Origin of the sequence: Methanimicrococcus hacksteinii (assembly GCF_032714515.1) — an archaeon.
Lineage (GTDB): Archaea > Halobacteriota > Methanosarcinia > Methanosarcinales > Methanosarcinaceae > Methanimicrococcus > Methanimicrococcus hacksteinii.
Genome location: NZ_JAWDKC010000011.1, coordinates 75,156 through 92,698 on the forward strand (window position 1 = coordinate 75,156; position 17,543 = coordinate 92,698).

At 44.7% G+C, this 17,543-nt stretch carries 17 protein-coding genes; 8 read left to right on the forward strand and 9 right to left on the reverse strand.

Features of this window, described 5'->3' with window-relative positions:
* Window positions 1-58 precede the first annotated feature (58 nt).
* Window positions 59-445 (reverse strand): 30S ribosomal protein S8e, encoded by a 387-nt coding sequence (locus tag MmiAt1_RS02405; protein WP_318785304.1) that lies wholly within the window; start codon window positions 443-445, stop codon window positions 59-61.
* Between the two features lie 493 nt (window positions 446-938).
* On the opposite strand from MmiAt1_RS02405, the gene MmiAt1_RS02410 reads away from it, so the two are divergent.
* The 3 genes from MmiAt1_RS02410 (at window position 939) to MmiAt1_RS02420 (ending at window position 2,583) form a co-directional block, all read left to right on the forward strand.
* A complete protein-coding gene (locus MmiAt1_RS02410; protein WP_318785305.1) occupies window positions 939-1,256 on the forward strand; it encodes a DUF6951 family protein in 318 nt (105 codons plus the stop codon).
* A 77-nt stretch (window positions 1,257-1,333) separates the two neighbouring features.
* Window positions 1,334-1,849 carry an NOB1 family endonuclease gene (locus MmiAt1_RS02415; protein ID WP_318785306.1) on the forward strand — a complete coding sequence of 172 codons (516 nt, stop codon included), beginning with the start codon at window positions 1,334-1,336 and terminating at the stop codon, window positions 1,847-1,849.
* A gap of 119 nt (window positions 1,850-1,968) precedes the next feature.
* Window positions 1,969-2,583, forward strand: coding sequence for an orotate phosphoribosyltransferase-like protein (locus MmiAt1_RS02420; protein WP_318785307.1), 615 nt, complete (start codon window positions 1,969-1,971; stop codon window positions 2,581-2,583).
* Between the two features lie 435 nt (window positions 2,584-3,018).
* On the opposite strand, the gene MmiAt1_RS02425 is transcribed toward MmiAt1_RS02420, so the two are convergent.
* Window positions 3,019-3,285: a hypothetical protein gene (locus MmiAt1_RS02425; RefSeq protein ID WP_318785308.1), complete on the reverse strand. Its 267-nt coding sequence runs from the start codon at window positions 3,283-3,285 to the stop codon at window positions 3,019-3,021.
* A gap of 19 nt (window positions 3,286-3,304) precedes the next feature.
* On the opposite strand from MmiAt1_RS02425, the gene MmiAt1_RS02430 reads away from it, so the two are divergent.
* The 4 genes from MmiAt1_RS02430 to MmiAt1_RS02445 all read left to right on the forward strand — a co-directional run bounded on the left by MmiAt1_RS02430 (window position 3,305) and on the right by MmiAt1_RS02445 (window position 6,832).
* On the forward strand, window positions 3,305-3,643 hold the full coding sequence (locus tag MmiAt1_RS02430; RefSeq protein ID WP_318785309.1) for a hypothetical protein: 339 nt from the start codon (window positions 3,305-3,307) through the stop codon (window positions 3,641-3,643).
* A gap of 63 nt (window positions 3,644-3,706) precedes the next feature.
* Window positions 3,707-4,816 carry an MBL fold metallo-hydrolase gene (locus MmiAt1_RS02435; RefSeq protein WP_318785310.1) on the forward strand — a complete coding sequence of 370 codons (1,110 nt, stop codon included), beginning with the start codon at window positions 3,707-3,709 and terminating at the stop codon, window positions 4,814-4,816.
* 479 nt (window positions 4,817-5,295) lie between these two features.
* Entirely contained in the window at window positions 5,296-6,438 is a 1,143-nt protein-coding gene (locus MmiAt1_RS02440) for an ethanolamine utilization protein EutH (protein ID WP_318785311.1), read from the forward strand.
* 178 nt (window positions 6,439-6,616) lie between these two features.
* A complete protein-coding gene (locus MmiAt1_RS02445; RefSeq protein WP_318785312.1) occupies window positions 6,617-6,832 on the forward strand; it encodes a hypothetical protein in 216 nt (71 codons plus the stop codon).
* A gap of 96 nt (window positions 6,833-6,928) precedes the next feature.
* On the opposite strand, the gene MmiAt1_RS02450 is transcribed toward MmiAt1_RS02445, so the two are convergent.
* The 3 genes from MmiAt1_RS02450 to MmiAt1_RS02460 are packed head-to-tail and all read right to left on the reverse strand — an operon-like array spanning window position 6,929 to window position 12,957.
* Complete coding sequence (locus MmiAt1_RS02450) at window positions 6,929-10,504, reverse strand: AAA family ATPase (protein WP_318785313.1); 3,576 nt, start codon at window positions 10,502-10,504, stop codon at window positions 6,929-6,931.
* Window positions 10,501-12,213: a metallophosphoesterase gene (locus MmiAt1_RS02455; RefSeq protein ID WP_318785314.1), complete on the reverse strand. Its 1,713-nt coding sequence runs from the start codon at window positions 12,211-12,213 to the stop codon at window positions 10,501-10,503. Before MmiAt1_RS02455 ends, MmiAt1_RS02450 begins: the two co-directional genes overlap by 4 nt.
* Window positions 12,214-12,264: 51 nt before the next feature.
* On the reverse strand, window positions 12,265-12,957 hold the full coding sequence (locus tag MmiAt1_RS02460; RefSeq protein WP_318785315.1) for a PHP domain-containing protein: 693 nt from the start codon (window positions 12,955-12,957) through the stop codon (window positions 12,265-12,267).
* A gap of 185 nt (window positions 12,958-13,142) precedes the next feature.
* On the opposite strand from MmiAt1_RS02460, the gene MmiAt1_RS02465 reads away from it, so the two are divergent.
* A complete protein-coding gene (locus tag MmiAt1_RS02465) occupies window positions 13,143-13,622 on the forward strand; it encodes a hypothetical protein (RefSeq protein WP_318785316.1) in 480 nt (159 codons plus the stop codon).
* A 487-nt stretch (window positions 13,623-14,109) separates the two neighbouring features.
* Here the strand turns inward: MmiAt1_RS02465 and MmiAt1_RS02470 are convergent, their stop codons facing one another.
* The 4 genes from MmiAt1_RS02470 to MmiAt1_RS02485 form a co-directional block, all read right to left on the reverse strand.
* Window positions 14,110-15,882 (reverse strand): ribosome biogenesis/translation initiation ATPase RLI, encoded by a 1,773-nt coding sequence (locus MmiAt1_RS02470; RefSeq protein WP_318785317.1) that lies wholly within the window; start codon window positions 15,880-15,882, stop codon window positions 14,110-14,112.
* Window positions 15,883-16,163: 281 nt separating this feature from the next.
* Window positions 16,164-16,613, reverse strand: a complete 450-nt coding sequence (locus tag MmiAt1_RS02475; RefSeq protein ID WP_318785318.1) for an EMC6-like membrane protein — start codon at window positions 16,611-16,613, stop codon at window positions 16,164-16,166.
* Between the two features lie 157 nt (window positions 16,614-16,770).
* Window positions 16,771-16,905: a hypothetical protein gene (locus MmiAt1_RS02480; RefSeq protein ID WP_318785319.1), complete on the reverse strand. Its 135-nt coding sequence runs from the start codon at window positions 16,903-16,905 to the stop codon at window positions 16,771-16,773.
* The gene (locus MmiAt1_RS02485) at window positions 16,902-17,441 is read right to left on the reverse strand and encodes an inorganic diphosphatase (protein WP_318785320.1); all 540 of its coding nucleotides are present in this window, start codon (window positions 17,439-17,441) and stop codon (window positions 16,902-16,904) included. The genes MmiAt1_RS02480 and MmiAt1_RS02485 overlap by 4 nt, the downstream gene beginning before the upstream one ends.
* Window positions 17,442-17,543 lie beyond the last annotated feature (102 nt).

A 17,543-nucleotide genomic window follows, 5' to 3' on the forward strand; every position in this document is an offset into this window, starting at 1 on the left:
AATTTTTTAATTTTAAGAAAAAGAAAAAAAGGAATGAATGAGTAATTTTTTGAAAAAATTACTCTTGTTCTTCTAAAAGAACGGCGTTGATGACACCATCTTGACCCGGGCGGCTTGTGACTTTCACAAGACCGATGTCGGTTCTGACGACTGTGCCTTTTGTCATGATGTTACGTCTGATGTAGTGTTTGTTTGCAGTGTTAGCTGTCACTTTTTCAGCGGTTGCGCGCTGGGTTTTGCCGGTTTTCGGGTCTGTGACGTTGATAAACTGGTCGCTGAGAAGTCTGACTTTTCTGTTGCCGCCGCGTGTCGGGATGTTCTTGTTCTTTGTCGGACCGATTCTGGTTTCAGCGAATTCGCGGCCGATTTCAAACTTTCTCTTGCTTCTGGAGGCGATTCTTTTACCGCCTGTGTATGTTCTCTTGGATGCACCTTGCCATCTCATAATTATTTCCTCTGATACGGGTTGTTAAAATTTTGAACTTCATTTCCGAAACGAAATGAATTCGGGTTAGATACTTTTGGTGCCGGTCCTGTCCTTCGTGTACAGGTTTTCGGCGATGAGAGCTAAATGTAAGGGAAGTAATAAGATAGAAAATCCAATACGAATAATTCAATATATGAATCTTGCGATTATCGGACTGTTTTAATTCTCTCAAAACATCATTCATTCTATTTGAATCTTATTCATTTTTCATCGGTTTCGATTCATTTTCATTCTTTTTTATTTGTCTCAAAATCTTATTCATAATAATTCCTATTTATATGATGAAATCCTTTTATCATTGTTTAATCTTATTTTAGCTCAAATTCAGCTAAAATTATGACTTTAAATTTTAATTTAATTCATTTACTATTCATTTACACCATTTATTTACACCAATTATTTACCATTCATTTACATTAATTTACCATTTAATTAGAAGAGAGGCTTTCAAATGGCAACATTAACAATGGACACAATCTGCGGTCATGTCAACAAAGTGACGGCAAAAAGCGACGGCATGACGACGCATATTTCAATCGAAACCACTTGCCCCAAAATCAAAAATTGGGGAACCGAATTTGACATTCCGATGGAACAAATTATGGACAGCAGAAATGAAACGCTTGAAGCAAAACTTCAAACCTTCCCGCTGACACCGACTTGCTTTATTCCGGCGCTCGTTATGAATGTCGTTTGGATGGAAAACGGCATGATTGCCAAAAGTCTTGTCAAAAACAAAAATCCGATTCGGATTGAATATGATGAGTGAAATCATGAATTAAACATGAGAAATCATGAAAAGTCTTGAGTCAAATTATGAATAAAATCATTAATGAGAATCATTGAATGAAGAAATACATTGCGGATTCTGCCGTTTTTATTATGGGAAATTGCCCGATTGCCGCCGCTGAAATGGTGACAATCTCTTGGGTCGAGGATGAGATGAGAAGCGACGAAGCTTCTCTTCGCTACGACATTGCCAAAGCCGAAGGCTTAAGGGTTGAGGCGGTCGAAGACCGGTTTTTGGAAGTCGTTAAAGACCAGGCGGGGCAGACGAGAGACATCGAGAAATTATCGCCGACGGATTTGGGAATTTTGGCGAAAGCTTTGGAATACAAAGAACAATTCGGCGACGATGCGGTTTTAATCACGGATGATTTTGCGGTTCAAAACATTGCCGCACGTTTGGGAATTATTGTGATGCCGGTTGCGCAGCGCGTGATTTCGGATCAAATCATCTGGCAGAAACAATGCATCGGCTGCTACCGCCATTTTAAAGACGGTGACGACTGCCCGATTTGCGGATCACCGCTTCGGAAGAAAATGAAGAAAAAAGTGAAGCAAAAACCGAAAACAATATAAGCGCGCTGAAAAGTATTCAATTAAGCATCAAATAAATAGGATGAAGCACATAAGCTTAAAAATATTTTAAATAAATTTTTATTTATAATCTCCTCCATGAATTTTTCAGGAGTTCAATCATGAAAAAAATCGAAGACTTGTCTCAAAAAGCAGATGAATTGCAGCACAGCGGACTGACCACCGGACAGATTGCCGATGAGTTAAACATTTCCACCGAAACTGTTGTCTGGCTTTTGACAAACAAAAAACCGAGCCCTGACGGAACTGTCCCGAAGGATTTGTCCGTGAACTGGAGCGCGCTCGGCCAGAACGCAACGCGCCTGCGCTGTACGGCTCAGATTTTGTGCGACATGGTTTCCGAGGTCGCTGTCGGCCAGAAAGAATACATTGACGTGATTGTCGGCGTTTCTTCAAGCGGCGTTCCCGTCGCCAGTTTCATGGCCGGCGAAATGGAATCGGAATTTACCGTTTACTATTCCAAGAAAGCCAAAATCGACGGCGACACGGAAGCGAAAGGCGCTTTTTCCCGCAATTTCACTGAAGTCCGCGGCAAAAACTGTGTGATCGTTGACGATGTCATTTCCTCCGGCCGCACTTTAACCGACGTGATCGCTCAAACCCGCGCAGCCGGCGGCAATCCGATTGCAATCGCCGTTTTGGTCGACAAAGTCGGTTTTGATGAAATCGACAACGTTCCCGTGACCGCCGTTATGAGAGTGACAAGACTCGGCTGATTCGGATTATTCCGAATCTTTTCTTATTTTTTCTTATTTTTTCTTATTTTTTCTTTTGTTTTTCATTTGTCTTTTTGCTTTTTTCATTTGTTTTTTCTTTTTCATTTGTTTTTGTTTTTCATTTGTTTTTTCTTTTTCATTTGTTTTTGTTTTTCATTTGTTTTTTCTTTTTTATTTGTTTTTGTTTTTCATTTGTTTTTGTTTTTTAGAATTTTCGATAACCGAAACATCGTTTTTCATGAACTTTCTCAAACCCGAACCCCCTCTTTCATAAAAATAAAGGGTTAAAAGGCGGGGTTCGTTTTTCATAGATTTAATTAAAAACGATGTTTCGGTTTTGTTGAATTTGTAAAAGTTCAAAAACCGCCCCTCCAATCTGAATTTTGTGAGCGCAGCGAGCAAAATGAAGATTGGAGATGGACCAAATGATTTCAATTAAAACAAAAAACCGTCTTTTTTACAGCGCGCTGTTTCATCTGTGTGTGCTGCTGCTGTTTCATCTGTGTGTGCTGCTGCTGTTTCATCTGTGTGCGCTACTGCTGCTGTTTCATCTGTATGTGTTGCCGCTGTTTCATCTGTATGTGTTGCCGCTGTTTCATATGTGTGTGCTGCTGCCACTGTTTCATATGTGTGTGCTGCTGCCACTGTTTCATATGTGTGTGCTGCTGTTACTGTTTCATCTGTGTGTGCTGCTGCCTGCACTGAGGGTGCGTTTCCATGTGTGTCATCTCATTCTTATCACATCCGCTCGCTACGCGAGCGTGGGCACAGATTACCTTCCGTTTCCGTTTGCTGCCGGTTGCCTTCCGTTTCCGTTTGCTGCCGGCTGCCTTCCGTTTCCGTTTGCTGCCTGCTGCCTTACGTTTCCGTTTGCTGCCTGCTGCCTTACGTTTCTGTTTGCTGCCGGCTGCCTTACCGTTTGTTTGCTGCTGCCGCCGCCGCGCGCGCGAACTCTGCGATTTTTAAAATTGATAAAACCGACATTTTGTTTTTGGGAAATAAATTCAAAACAGTATTGTCGGCAGTTTCTGTTTTTAACTTTTCGTTTTTTTCAAATTAACAAAATTTAAATGCATTGCCGCGGTTTTGGTTTTATTCTCAAAATAGCGGCGGGCGTTTTATCATGTATTCAAAAGAATTGGCGGAATTGGGGTTTGTTGTTTTTCGCCGCCAAAACAGTACGGGCGGGGTTAAACCTCACGTTTTTATCCGTTTCAAATCCAAAGACGGGCGCCTTTTGACTTTCGCGGTTGATACGACGCGGCTTTCGTCTTCTCAAAATCCGCCGGACGCTTATCTGATTACGCACGCACATTCCGATCATTACGGGAAGTCGGCGATGCTTTCCGAATCGTCATGGTGTTCCGAAGAAACCGCCCGCGCGCTTGAAATCCGATACGAAAAAACGCATGTCGGAAATACTTTCCAAACGGGAGAAACCGCGGACATCTGCGGTGTTTCTGTTCAAACATTTGACGTGTGCCACACGCCCGGATCCTGTGCTTTTTACTGGGAAAACGAACTCGGGAACAGTATTTTGGTGACCGGCGATGTCAAAGACGCGGGCGCGCTTCCGAAATGCGATGTTTTGCTGACCGAAGCCAGTTACGGCGATCCTTCCGACTTAAGCTGTTACTTCAAAGACGATATTGACGGCCTGCATCACGCGGTTTTGTCCCACGTCGGCAAACGAAAAATCGCTTTCGGCGCTTACGAATTCGGGAAATCTCAAAAAGCGGTTTTCGTCCTTCGCGAAATGGGATACAACGGGCCGATTGCAATGAACGGCAAAACACTTTCCTTAACCGAAAAGTTCGTCCGAAACGCCGGCGACCTCGTCGAACTTGATAAAAACTCCGATTCTTTTAACGCGACTTCTTTTTCTTTCTTTTCAGCACAATCCGTTTCGTCTGCCGAAGTATGCACGAAAACAGAACAGCCGTGCAGCATTTGCATCGTTCCGATCAACGATCTCGTATCATTCGGCGCCGACACGCAAAAATATGTTTTAACCTGCCGCTCGGATTATCCGTTTGAAAACATTCGTCTCAGCGACCATTTGGATGTCGACGGGCTGACCGAAATGGTCCGGCAGATTTCCCCGAAAGTCACGGTTGTTTACCATCCCAACAAAAGTCCGCGGACCGAAAAGTTTGCAAGGCATCTTGAAAAAAACGGATTCAAAGCCTTTTCCATTAATCAGATTCAAAATATTATCGGAAATCAAAAGTAAAATCTCCCGTCGCATTTTGATTTTGATTTTGATTTTGATTTGGTTTTGATTTCAATTTTTCTTTTTGATTGTTTTCTCTTTTTTTGAGCATCTTCTTTTTTTGGTTGTTTTTTTTGAATGTCTTCTTTTTTCTTTTGCATTTCTTTTTTTTCTTTTTCATATCTTCTTTTTTTTGAATTTCTTCTCTTTTCTTTTGAACATCTTCTCTTTTCTTTTGAGCGTCTTTTTTTCTTTTCCGCATTGGGAATCTGATATATATTAAAAAAGCATTATGACCTCAGAGAATTTTTATTGTTCTCGATTATTGTTATTATTATTGCTTTTTGTGTGTGTGGATGTGTGAAACAGCTTCAACGGGAAGCTGGTATGGGGAGGGGACCTTGGTGTTTAGTGACCTGATAGAAAGTGTAACGAATATTGACATATTTACATCATCCTTGTTATCGTTTTGGACTGAATTGAGCGTGAGCAGCATCGTTATGACGATTCTTGCCTTGTTCATGCTTTTGGGCGTTTATGATAAACTGTGCGGCAACAAACTCGGCTACGGCGCAGAATTTGACAAAGGCTTTCACACGATGGGCGATTTGGCTTTGGCCATCGTCGGTATTATTGCCTTGTCGCCTGTTCTTCTTCTGGTGCTGTCGCCGATTGTGACGCCGTTTTTCAATTTGATTGGCGCGTCGCCCGCCATGTTTCCGGGCTCATTGCTCGCGCTGGATATGGGCGGTTACGCCATGGCCATTCAAATGTCCGGGGACAATGCGGGCGTCGGCAATTATTCCGGTTTGATTGTTGCGTCAATGATGGGAATTACGCTTTCTTTTACGATTCCTTACGCGCTTTCCATCTTAGATAAAAAAGATCATTCTTTGTTCGCAACGGGCATTCTTTTGGGTATTGTCACACTTCCGGTCGGCTGTTTGGTCGGCGGTCTTGCCATGACTTTTACTTCAACCCCGCTCGGCATCGACGAACTTTTGATCAACACGCTTCCGGTCATATTGCTTGCAATAGCGGTCGGCATCGGCCTGCTTGTCAAACAAAGTCTTATGCTGAAACTGTTCTCGATTTTTGGCAGATGCATTACCTTTATTGCAATCATCAGTCCGGGAATCGCTATTTTCCAATACCTGACAGGCATTCGTCTGCCGCTTTTCTATCTGATGGTTGAGGACGATCCGGTTTTGGGCGGCATTCCGCTCGAAGAAGGCCTTTTGATTATCGGTTTGATTGCAATCGTTTTGGCCGGCGCGTTTCCGATGGTTCTTTTCCTCAAACGCAAATTCGGCAAATGGATGGATAAATTCGGCGACAAAGTCGGCATCAACAGAGAAGCTTCCGCCGGCCTTTTGACGCAGCTTGCCAACAATTTGCCGGTTTGGGGCCAAATCAAAGACATGGACCAGCGCGGGAAACTGCTGAACGTGGTTTTCACAGTCTCGGGCGCATTCGTCTTCGGCGATGTTTTGGCATTTACCGGCGGCGTCAATACCGAAATGGTTTTCCCCGTGATTGCCGCAAAACTCACGGGCGGTCTTTTAGCGCTTCTTCTGACGTTTTTCCTTTTGAAGAAAAATGTTTTAAAAATCGACAAACCGGAATATTCTGCTTCTGAATGATTTCGGTTCATTTTATTTTTTAAATTTTTTCTTTCATTTTCATTTTTTTTCAGTTTCTTCTTTCATTTTCGAATTTTTTCTTTTTTTAAGGTTCTTCTTTCATTTTCAGATTTTTCATTTCAGTTTTTCTTTTTAGTTTGCACCTGATGATCTGCTCGTTCTGCAGCTGCATTCCCATATGCATCAGCACATTTTTATCACATCCGTTCGCTGCCGCGAACGGGAGCACATCTGTCTGACTGTCCGTTTGCAGCATCGGTGCAGCGGCTGTCTGCTGTCTGCTGTCCGCTGTCTGCTGTCCACTGTCTGCGGTCTGATTCCTTCACGGCAAAGCGTTCGCCGCGCGCGAGCTTTGCAAGTTTTAAAAAAGGAACAAAATTTAAACCAAAGTTAAAAAAAGAACAAAAATTAAACCAAAGTTAAAAAGAAATAAAATTTAAACCAAAAATTAAAAAAGAAATCAAAACCGAAACCTCGGCTTTGATTAAATTCAAACGACGGAAGACGCGTTTGTCAGCGGATCTTTTTCAATCTTAAAGTTCACGTCGGCCGAATCAATCAGCGATTCGTCGTGAGACACAACAATAATCTGTCCGACGCCGTCTTCGCGCATATGCTCAATCAATTTGATGAGCTGGCGGACATGACCGCTGTCTAAAAAGACGGTCGGCTCGTCAAAGATGAGCGGCGGAAGCGATGTTTTTCCCGTGCTGTTTTCGCCGAATCCGAGAGACAGCAGGCGATAAATCGCGCAGCGAAGCGCCAAATTGAAAATCGCGCGCTCGCCGCCGCTGAGCTGCTTGGGTTCTAAAACCGACCCGTCCTTTTCGTGAACCTTTAAATTGTAATCACTGTCAAGCTCCAAATGAGAATACGCATTGTTGGAATAAATGAACTCAAACATTTCGTTTAACAATTGGTCGAGCGCTTCAATATTTTTGGAACGCATTTCAGACCGGATGCGCAGATACATTTCTTCCAGAACAGAAACATCTTCGGAAACATAAGCCAAAAACTGAATTTTGTTGCGCAGGACATCGTTTGATTTTTCGCAGTCGGCAAGAACGGAAATTTCGCCGCGGTATTGGCCGATTTGCTCCATGACGCCGCTCTTTTTAGATTCCAGATCTTCAATCGACAGCGAAACGGCGCGGATTTGATCCGCTAAATTCTTCTGCTTCTCGGCAAACGTCATACCGGTGTCGGCCGCATCGGATCCGCTGATTTTTTCAAGAAGTGACCGGGCTTTGATTTCTTTTTCTGAAATCTGCGTTTTAAAACGGTCAACCGCTTCATCGATTGCCGCAAGCGTTGTTTTTTTCCCGTCCAAACCGGCTTTTAATCTGTCCCGGACAGTGACGAAGCCGATCAAATTTTCAACCTTTTCCCGCAGTTCCGAAATTCCCGCCAAAACAGCGGCCGCTTTTGCTTCCTCTTCTTTTGCTTTGATTTCTTCCGCGGCGGCGGTTCCGAGATCCGCTTTTAAAATGTCCGCGGCTTTCTTTGATTCGTCTTTTGAAGCTTCCGAATCTTTCAGACGTTTTTGAGAATCTTCGTTTAATTTACGGTCGCCTTCAAGTGTTTTATAAGCCAGCAAAATGGAATTGGCGGTGTTTGAAAACTCTTTTTCCCTTTCGGAAATCAAACGCAGTTTCTCCAAATTTCGGGCGTATCCCGCTTTCATTCCCGAAAGCCTTTGGTCAATCTTTTCCAAATCCTTGCGGCCGGCTTCATAAAGAATCGAATTTTCCAATTTGCGCGCGTTTAATGCCGTTTTCTGCTCTTCAATGTCCGTTAAATCCTTGCGGAGCTTCTCAATCATTTCCGACTTGCCTTTCTCTTCGGCGCGGAACGTATTCATTTCAGCCTGAATTTTACGGATGTTCTCATCAATCTCCGAGATTTCATTCAAAACACCTGCCTGCATATCGGTTTCACGTTTGAGTTTTTCAATCTCTTTCAAACGGTCCGCCATTTCAGTTCTTTGCCGGCTTTCGTCAGCCGCCTCATGCGCCGGATGAACGGTGTCGGCCGTGACTTCCTGCCCGCAGGTCGGGCATTTGCCGGCTTTGAGCAGCTCTTCCTTTCGGGCGGCCGACTTCTGAATTTCCGTATCGCGCGATTTCAATCCCGAACTTTCCGAGATCAGCTCTTCCTTTCGGGCGGCAATAAAAGTCTGCGCGCCGCGGATGTCTTCTGCCGAAATATCATTCAGAGAATATCTGGACGGCGGAACCGTTTCTTTTAATACGGCAACCGTTTTGATTTTTTCAAGGCGTTTTGCGCTGTGCATTTCAATCAGCGCCGTGTAATCGGAAACCAAATTCTTTTTCTTTTCAAATTCCGCGTTTTCATTTTTCAAATTCAGCAAAACCGTTTCTTTGTCTTCTTCGAGCCGAAGCAGATCTTTTTCAAACGCCTTGACATTCTTTTCTTTCTCTTCCGATTCGCCCGAGATGGACGCTTTCTTCCGCTCTTCCTCTGTGATTTTTCCCTCTTCTGCGCGCACTTTTTGCTCAATATATTCTTCCAGATTTTCCAAATCCGAAATCAATGTTTTCCAGGCCTGCTCATCGGACGGCAGCGGCAGCTCTTCGATTTTGACCACATTGGAATAAAAAGAAATGTCGCAGACGCCGGAAATGCAGTCTTTTTCATTTGATTCCGATTCCTTGGGTGCCTGCGAATCGGCCGGCGGTTCCTTTTCAAGCTCTTCTTTGATTTCGCCGAACAACTCGTCAAACAAATTCAAAAAAGCAGTCCTCTCAACGCCGGCTTTTGAAAACCCGCCTTCAACGGACGCGTTTGCCGCGGCAATTTTTTCAGCCTGCGTTTCAATCGCGGAATTCAATTCGGAAATATTCTTTTGAATTTCCGCGATTTCATTTTCTTTCTTTAAAATATCATTTTCAAGCGTTTTCTTATTCACCGCGATGATTTCCGCTTTTCCGGAAAGCGCGTGCTTCTTCTCTCGGGCCGCGTTTTCATCTTCTTTGATTTGTTTTAATACGGCGCCGGCATTTTCATTGTTCTCGTTGATTTTTGAAACGGATTCGATGCCGGAAGTGCCGGAAGATCCGGTTGCGCCGGATAATCCGGGCGCGTCGGGTGTGCCGGAAGACCCGGACGCCCCGAATAACCCGGAATTGATTTCCGTTCGAAGTTTTTCGGATACTGCCGCCGATTCGGCGATTTGCTTTTCGGCGGTCAGTATTTCATCCATCATTTTTTCCCGCTTTGAAATCTCCTCGTCGCATTTGCGGCTCAAATCCGAAGATTCCGTTTTCAAATTTTCAATTTCTTTGCGCGTGTTTTCCATTTCTTTTAATTTGGATTCTAAAAGCGTCAGCTCATTTGACAAACGCGTTTTTTCTTCGTTTTTCAAAGAAACGGCCGCCGTTAATTTTTCCACGGCTTCCCGGCGGCGGTTGAGCTCTTCATGCAAGTTTTTGGAGCGCAGCTGCTCAATCCGGCTCTGAAGTTCCGCTTTCCGTTCGTTTTCCGATCTTAAAACTCTTGACACGGCCGTCTTTGAATTGTGCGCCCGTTCGCGATATTCCTCCAGCTTTCCGAGACGCAGCAAATCGTCAATCATCTGCTGCCGGTCTTTGGGCTTCGCGTTAATCAGCGCGTCAATCTCTCCCTGGCGGATATACGCGCAATTCTGGAAATTCTTTTCATCCATATTCAATAATTTTTGAACGGCATCATACGTATTTTTGGTCTGCTCCGCAATGATTTCTCCGTTTTTCCGAAGAACGGATTTTGAGTTTCCGGCCCCCGTTTTTGTCGCTTTGTAATTCTGCTCGATTTGGTAATCATCCCCCCCGTGTTCAAAATCCAAAACGATAACAGCTTTGCTGCTGTCTTTTCGCATCATGTCCGCAATTTTCAAAGACGTGTTTGCCAAAACTTCGCCGCCGAAAATCGCCATAAAACAAGCTTCCAGAATACTGGACTTTCCGCTGCCGTTCACACCCGAAATCACGGTCACGCCGTCGGTAAAATCCAAATCCAGTTTTTCATAACTGCGGATATTTTCAATATGAAGATGCTTGAATTTCATGATTCGTCCTCCGGTCCGAACATGTCGCCGAGCGTATATTGCCGCGGGGCGGCTCCCGGGCCCCTTTTCGTCTTTTCGGAAACCCCTGATGAAATTTCGGGTTTCCGTCTTTCATCCGCTTCCTCGATGTCATTCGCATCCGTTTCGCCGATATCATTCCCATCCGTTTCGCCGTTTTCATTTTCAGCACTTTCAACATTTTCGGCCGTTTCGTCTTCGCCCATCCTTTTTTTGCCCGCTTCCTCTTCATCCTCTTGTTTTTTTTCGTCCGCCTGTTCTTCTTTGTCCGCCTGTTTTTCTTTGTCCGCGGATTTTTTTATTTCCTGTGTGCGGCGGAGCTGTTCAATCACCTCGGCGGCAAATTCGGGATTCTCAATTCCGATTTCATCGGCATTTGACTCATTTTCAATTCCTATGCCGTTTCCGGCATCCGTTTCAATTTCAATCTCATTCGAACTGCAGAAGTTTGATTCGGAGTCAAAAGACTCATCCGAATAAACGCTCTCGCGCCGGAATTCTTCATTAAACTCAGTGTTTTCCAAAAATTCTTTCAGCTGAATTTCGGAAGCGTCGGTAATATTTGTTTTTGAAATTTCCGAATCGCGGATAATGCTGTCCAAAAGCAGCCCCGCTTCCGTTAAATTCAATTTTTTCAGTTCCTGCCTGACCACTTCGTCGGGGTCGCGGAACACAATCCCGCCGACTTTGTCCCCGTCTTCTTTTGCCAAATCTCTTTTATCGCCGACGCGGGCAACGACCGCGCCTTTGTTTTTGACATATTCTTCAATTTCGCTGATCGGAATCAGCGTTTTCTTCGTGCCTGTAAATTCGATGAAAACAACCGAATCTTTGATTTTTTCGGAATACGAATCGATGACGGTATAAACTTCGTCGAGTTTAATTTCTCCTTTGTCATCGCCGGAAATCGGAATCGTCACAAAATCGCGCGTTTGAATACTGCGGCGCGTGATTGACATTTCATTTTCAAAAGTCAAGATATTGTAGGAACGCGGTTCGGTTTCGGCTGCGCTGCAGCGCTCGGTGCTTCCCGGGTAGGTCAGCCAGGCACCGTTGTGCTTAATGCATTCGTATTTGTGATTGTCGCCGAGCAGCACGGCATCGAATTGAATCGGAATCGGCCCGGTGAAATCGTCTGCCGACAGCGGCTGTCCCGGAAGGACCGGATCCAGCAGCTGATGAAGCGCTAAAATATGGTATGTTTTTTTCCCGCCGCTGTCGGGCGGACATTCAAATACGGAAAAATCAAAGGCCGCCAGCCGCGGTCCCGACAGATTGTCAATGCCGTAAAAATAAATTTGAGCGTTCGGGCCGTCCACGATGACCGGCTTGCTGCCGAGTCTTTCGGCCAGTCCCATCGTTTCAAAAATGTCCAGCCACTGCGTGTTCTGTTTGCCTTCATGATTGCCGACAATTCCCAAAAACGGGATGCCGGCTTTTTTCAGCTCCGTCAAAACGGCAATCGTTTCCATCAAATCTTCAATCGACGGATTGCGGCTGTCAAACAAATCGCCGGTATGAATCACGGCATCCATGTTATTTTCAACGGCATCCCGAATGACTTTTGAAAACGATTCGAAAAAATCACGGCGTCGGATATCGCTGTGATATTGGCGCGACCCGAGATGCGTATCTCCGGTATGCAGAATCTTTATTTCGGATTTTTCGGTCCGATAGGTGACGTTATCCATTTTAACCCTTTTTAAGAAATTCAATCAAAATAAACAAATCAGACTGTCCGGTCAGGCTCTGATTTTGCCGTTTAACAGCATGCGCGTTCTTCGAAAGATATTTTTCCGGATTTGATTCGCAACGACCTCTTTGGGCGTTTTTTCTCCTCCGGGAATCGTTGCGCCGCGAAGAATCGCGTCAAAAATACTTTCCTGCGAATTTGCGCCGACATCTGCAAGCGTGTATCCCTGCCCGACGAGTTCGGCAATGTGCGCGTCGCTGCCGCCGACCTGCGGCATTCCGAGATTTTCTGCAACACGGCGGGCGCGGTTGTTTGCGCTGTTTGTCAGACATTTTGAATTAAAAGTTTCGGCGGCGTCAACCCCGCTGCCTTTCAAATAACCGATGCCGTGAGCGGCTTTCCTGAAAGGATGCGCGGCAATGGAGACAGCGTTTAACTCCCGCGCCATATCGGTTGTTTCTTCGGGCGTCATGTAAGGCGGAATCTTTTCGGTCACGCCCAAAACCAGAATGTGTCCTTTGGACGTACTGACTTCAATTCCGGGAATCACAATCAAATCCCCGTATTTTTTGGGATTTTCTTTGACAATCTCCAAAGCCTTTAAGCCGCCTTTGATTTCATCATGATCGCAAATCGCAATGCCGCTAAGATTTTTTGCTTTGGCGGCATTTAAAATGTCCTTTAAAGGCGTTTTACAGTCTTTTGAATATTTGGAATGAACATGAAAATCGTATTTGAGCATACCCGATAATTGACGTTTGTGTTATATATTTTTATAGTTTCGGCGGACTTTTTCAAGATTTTGCGGTGCTCGATTCGATTTTTCCTGTTTAATACTTTCACCCCGCTTATTTGACCTTTATATGCTTCAAAATTCTTCTATGATTTGTTCTTACAAAATTAAAGAATCAAAATTCAGGTGAAATTATGTCTATCGAAATCGGAACGGAATACTCTGAACTCCTTAAAATCCGCCGGGAAAAATCCCGCCAAACAGTTTTTTCGGAACAAGCAGGTGCAGCGGCTGCATCAGCTGTTTGCGACAGAGGTATTTCCTACATTCGTTTCGAATGGGACGAAACGGAATTTGAAGAACCCGAAACTATCCGTGTTCGGCCGGCAAACTTAATCGGCGCCGGCGGTTCGGATGAACTGATTCGCTTTCACAAAGATCCTGATTATGAAGACGAGGTCGATTTCGGATTTGATTCTTTCAAAGAACAGAACCGTTTCGACGAAGACTGCGGCAGTCATTATGACAGCCTGCTTCCCTATGATTATGAAACGGATGTTGTCGACGCTTTGAATTTGGATGAACAAATCGCGGCGTATGCGGCAAATTCCTGGGAGTTTGTGTCAATGGCCGGCAATATTATTCTCTTCCAAAGACCGAAATGGGAAGCCTGAAAAAATAGACTGAATTGATTTAATTTAAAATCGATTTGACTTAAAATTGATTTGATTCTAATTGATTGCATTTATCTTTCACGGCCGATCAGCACTCAGATTCGCCGTGACTGATTCCTCCGGCCCCGCGCCGAAAATACCCTTAAAAACGAATGAACTGTGAAAGAAAAACAAACCCTGTCGAAGCCATAAACTTTGAATCAATGTGTGAATGAAAGGATTCACGTTTTGCCGGAAGCGTGTGAACTTCCGGCGAATCCTTTTACAATCCTGGCTTAATGCTTGTTTTTTCGGTTTGCATTTTCTTTGTTTGCATTTTTTGTTTGTATTTTTCTTGTGCTGCCGTCTTTATTTGCTGCCGCTAGCTTGTTTCCTGCTGTCTGCCGCCTGAGCTGCGCCGCGCGCGAGCCGCACATTTTTTTAAAAAAGATTAAAAATCCGAACCTCGATTTTTGAAGATAAAATATCGGGTGCGGATTTGTTTGAGTTATTCTTCCGAATAATAATATTCGCCTTTTTCTTTTTGTTCGCGGTCCAGTCTGGAATCGTAATTGTTTACGCGCGGGCGTTTTGTTTCTTCGTCGCGGCGGAATGTGATGTCCAAATTGGAGAGGAATTTGTTCATACCGTCTTTCATGTTGGTCGGGGCGTTTGCAACACCGCTGATGGAAGGTTCGCCTTCAAAGACAATCAGGCGCTGGCTGATCATGTCAATCATATAAATGTCGTGATCGACAACCATGGCGGTTTTGCCGTTGCTTTCGGCAAAGCGGGTGATGACGCGCGTTGCAATGGCGCGCTGTTCGACGTCTAAGTGCGCGCTCGGCTCGTCCAAAATGTAGAAGTCGGCCTCGCGGCTGAGGCATGCCGCAATCGCGACGCGCTGAAGCTCGCCGCCGCTCAAGTCGGTCAGATAGCTGTCATAAAGCTTGTCCAGGCGCAGCGGTCGGGCAATTTCTGTTTCATAGTAGCCGGTTCCGAATTTGTCGGCAACTTCCATTAAAAGTTCGCGGACGCGAATATCGGAGTCGGCTTTAATGTACTGCGGTTTGTAAGAAATGGTGACGTCAATGCCGACTTCGCCTTCGTCGGGCTCGATGACGCCTGCCAGAATTTTGACAAACGTGGACTTTCCTGTACCGTTCGGGCCGACAATGCCGAGCACTTCGCCTTCTTTGACGCTGCCGCCTTTGGCAACCAATGAGAATGCGTCGCCGAATTTCTTGGAAAATGAATCGTAAGAGAGAATTGTGCGGACATCCGCGCCGTCTTTGGGCGGGTGCGTCTCAAAGCGAATCGCTTCATCTCGAATGCGGATGTTTTCTTCGGGCAGGTAGCCTTTAATGTATTGGTTAATGCCGACGCGAACGGATTTGGGCATTGTCATGACACCGTATCCGGCCGGCGTTCCGTAAGCCAGGTGAACGGTGTCTGCAAGCATGTCCAGAATCGCAAGATCGTGCTCGACGACGAGAACGGATTTGTTTTTCTCTTTCGCCAAGTCCTGAATCAGGCGGGCGGCGTTAATTCTTTGATAAATGTCAAGGTAAGAACTGATTTCATCGAAAAAGTAGAAGTCGGCTTCTTTGACAATACAGGCCGCAATTGCGACTTTCTGAAGTTCGCCGCCGGAAAGCGCGGCGATGTCGCGGTCCATGATGTCTTTCATTTCCAGTTTTTCAATAACTTCGTCGAGGCGGCCGCTTGTATTTGCTTTGTTAAGCAAATCCGAGGTTTTGCCTTTGAAGGCTTTCGGAATTAAATCGACATACTGCGGTTTTTGGGACACTTTTAAACTGCCGGATGAGGCGAGCTTGAAATAGTCGCCGAGGGCTGTTCCCGAATAATGGGACAAAACTTTTTCCCAGCTCGTTTCTTCTTCGCCGAAATTCGGAATGAGCGCGCCGGAAAGGATTTGAACGGCCGTACTTTTACCGATACCGTTGGGACCGAGAATGCCCGTCACTTTTCCCTGCTGCGGAACAGGCAGTCCGTAAAGCGCGAATCCGTTTTGGCCGTAACGGTGCGTCGGATATTCCAATGATTCGGGAAGGCCGATAATCATAATCGCGCCAAACTGGCACTTTTTAACACAAATGCCGCAGCCGGAGCAGAGAGACTCGGTAATCACGGCTTTGCCGTCGTCTTCGCTGAATAAAATCGTTTCGTCACCCGTTCGGACGCGCGGACAGTATTTGTAGCATTCCTTGCTGCATTGGCGCGGCTGGCATTTGTCTTTATTTAAAACGGCTATTCTCATAATGTTCTTCCTTGAAAGCAATCTGTTTTTGATGAAAATTTAATTTAAATCTGAAATTGATAATGAATTGAATAATATCGTGAAATCATTTTGGAGTAATTGTGAAATCATTTTGAAATCATTTTGAAATAATTTTGAAGTAATTGTGAGGTAATTTTGAATAATTTTGTTGAATCGTGTCGCTGAATTATATTATTGAACGATGTCGCTGAAATTGGATAATGTCATGTCAGGAGATTTGGAAATAAAAGAAAAAGAGCCGGCGGATGCCGGAGTTTGAATCAAAGAATATTGGTGTTTAAAAGAATTGTCCATGTGACAAGACAATAAATCAAAACTAAAAATTGAATTCCGAACCAGTCTTTCCAGTTCAGGAGCTTCATGTCCATTTTAAAGGCCGGGAAAACCAGTCTTCTTTGAATGTAATAGGTGAAAATCATAATGAGCGGAAGAATCACGAACCAAGCGTATTTCAAAGGCGTTGATTCGCCCGCCGCAGGAGCCGCCGCGTCAAGTGCGAAGTAACAGACAACACCGCTTAAAATACCGAGAACGGCCGCAACCAGTGTTCGGACAAGGCTTTCCTTGTACATTCTTTTCTTTTCTTCGGGCGTCTGTTCGATTTTGCCGCCCGCGCCGATATGGTATTCGGCTTCCACTTTTTCTGCTTCAACGTGTTCAAGCTCCCCCTGCTCAGTCGGATTCGCTTGATTATTATTCCTCTTAGCCATTATTCCCTACTCCGAAAAATTCGTCAATAATCTGAAATGTTTTTGTATAATTCCGAAAGTTTGTCTTAGTTTAGTTAATATTTCATATTTAAACCCGTTGACGATTCGAACCCCAAATATTTGAAGACCGATGAAATCCGATCAAAACTTCGAAAATTCAATAAACGGGAAACAGGAGACGGAAAACGGAATACGGGAAATTCGTTTTCCGAACGCTTTTCAATCCGGACCGTTCGCGCGCGGGACGCGTCTCACGCCGCAAAAGATCCAAAAACGGCATCATGTCACTCATTTCTCATTCTTAAAATAAGTGTTGTAATTTTCAATATACTGTGCGATAATTTCCCGCGCGTCGGCGGCGCCTGAAACACTGTCAATGACGGTTTTTTTCCCTTCCAGCTCTTTGTATACTTCAAAGAAGTGCATCATTTCATCCGCCACGTGTTTCGGCAAATCTTCGATTTCTTTGTAGCCGTTGTAAGTCGGATCGCCGAACGGAACCGCAATAATTTTCTCATCCTTTGAGCCGCTGTCCGTCATCGTAATCACACCGATCGGATAGCACGCAACGATTGAGAGCGGGACCAGCTTTTCACTGCAAAGCACCAGAACATCCAGCGGGTCGTTGTCCATTGCGAATGTTTTGGGAATAAATCCGTAGTTGGCGGGATAATGGGTTGACGTGTAAAGCACGCGGTCCATTATCAAAAGGCCCGTTTCCTTGTCCATTTCATATTTGATTTTGCCGCCTTTCGGAATTTCGATGCAGGCGCAAAAATTATCCGGCTTGATTCTCTCCGCCGGCATTTCATGCCAAATGTTGTTCATATGTTTTCCTCCGTTTTCGTTATTGTTGTCTTCATTTATTTTTTGTCTTCTTTTATTTTTTGTCTTCTTTTATTTTTTCGTCTTCTTTTATTTTTTCTTTCT

What these genes read in the sequence shown, in the direction of transcription:
- MmiAt1_RS02410 (WP_318785305.1), top strand. Translation starts at nt 939, where the DNA reads ATGGCAACATTAACAATGGACACAATCTGCGGTCATGTCAACAAAGTG.
- MmiAt1_RS02455 (WP_318785314.1), bottom strand. Translation starts at nt 12,213, where the DNA reads ATGGATAACGTCACCTATCGGACCGAAAAATCCGAAATAAAGATTCTG.
- MmiAt1_RS02435 (WP_318785310.1), top strand. Translation starts at nt 3,707, where the DNA reads ATGTATTCAAAAGAATTGGCGGAATTGGGGTTTGTTGTTTTTCGCCGC.
- MmiAt1_RS02460 (WP_318785315.1), bottom strand. Translation starts at nt 12,957, where the DNA reads ATGCTCAAATACGATTTTCATGTTCATTCCAAATATTCAAAAGACTGT.
- MmiAt1_RS02450 (WP_318785313.1), bottom strand. Translation starts at nt 10,504, where the DNA reads ATGAAATTCAAGCATCTTCATATTGAAAATATCCGCAGTTATGAAAAA.
- MmiAt1_RS02475 (WP_318785318.1), bottom strand. Translation starts at nt 16,613, where the DNA reads ATGGCTAAGAGGAATAATAATCAAGCGAATCCGACTGAGCAGGGGGAG.
- MmiAt1_RS02440 (WP_318785311.1), top strand. Translation starts at nt 5,296, where the DNA reads ATGACGATTCTTGCCTTGTTCATGCTTTTGGGCGTTTATGATAAACTG.
- MmiAt1_RS02485 (WP_318785320.1), bottom strand. Translation starts at nt 17,441, where the DNA reads ATGAACAACATTTGGCATGAAATGCCGGCGGAGAGAATCAAGCCGGAT.
- MmiAt1_RS02480 (WP_318785319.1), bottom strand. Translation starts at nt 16,905, where the DNA reads ATGAGTGACATGATGCCGTTTTTGGATCTTTTGCGGCGTGAGACGCGT.
- MmiAt1_RS02470 (WP_318785317.1), bottom strand. Translation starts at nt 15,882, where the DNA reads ATGAGAATAGCCGTTTTAAATAAAGACAAATGCCAGCCGCGCCAATGC.
- MmiAt1_RS02405 (WP_318785304.1), bottom strand. Translation starts at nt 445, where the DNA reads ATGAGATGGCAAGGTGCATCCAAGAGAACATACACAGGCGGTAAAAGA.
- MmiAt1_RS02465 (WP_318785316.1), top strand. Translation starts at nt 13,143, where the DNA reads ATGTCTATCGAAATCGGAACGGAATACTCTGAACTCCTTAAAATCCGC.
- MmiAt1_RS02420 (WP_318785307.1), top strand. Translation starts at nt 1,969, where the DNA reads ATGAAAAAAATCGAAGACTTGTCTCAAAAAGCAGATGAATTGCAGCAC.
- MmiAt1_RS02445 (WP_318785312.1), top strand. Translation starts at nt 6,617, where the DNA reads ATGCATCAGCACATTTTTATCACATCCGTTCGCTGCCGCGAACGGGAG.
- MmiAt1_RS02415 (WP_318785306.1), top strand. Translation starts at nt 1,334, where the DNA reads ATGAAGAAATACATTGCGGATTCTGCCGTTTTTATTATGGGAAATTGC.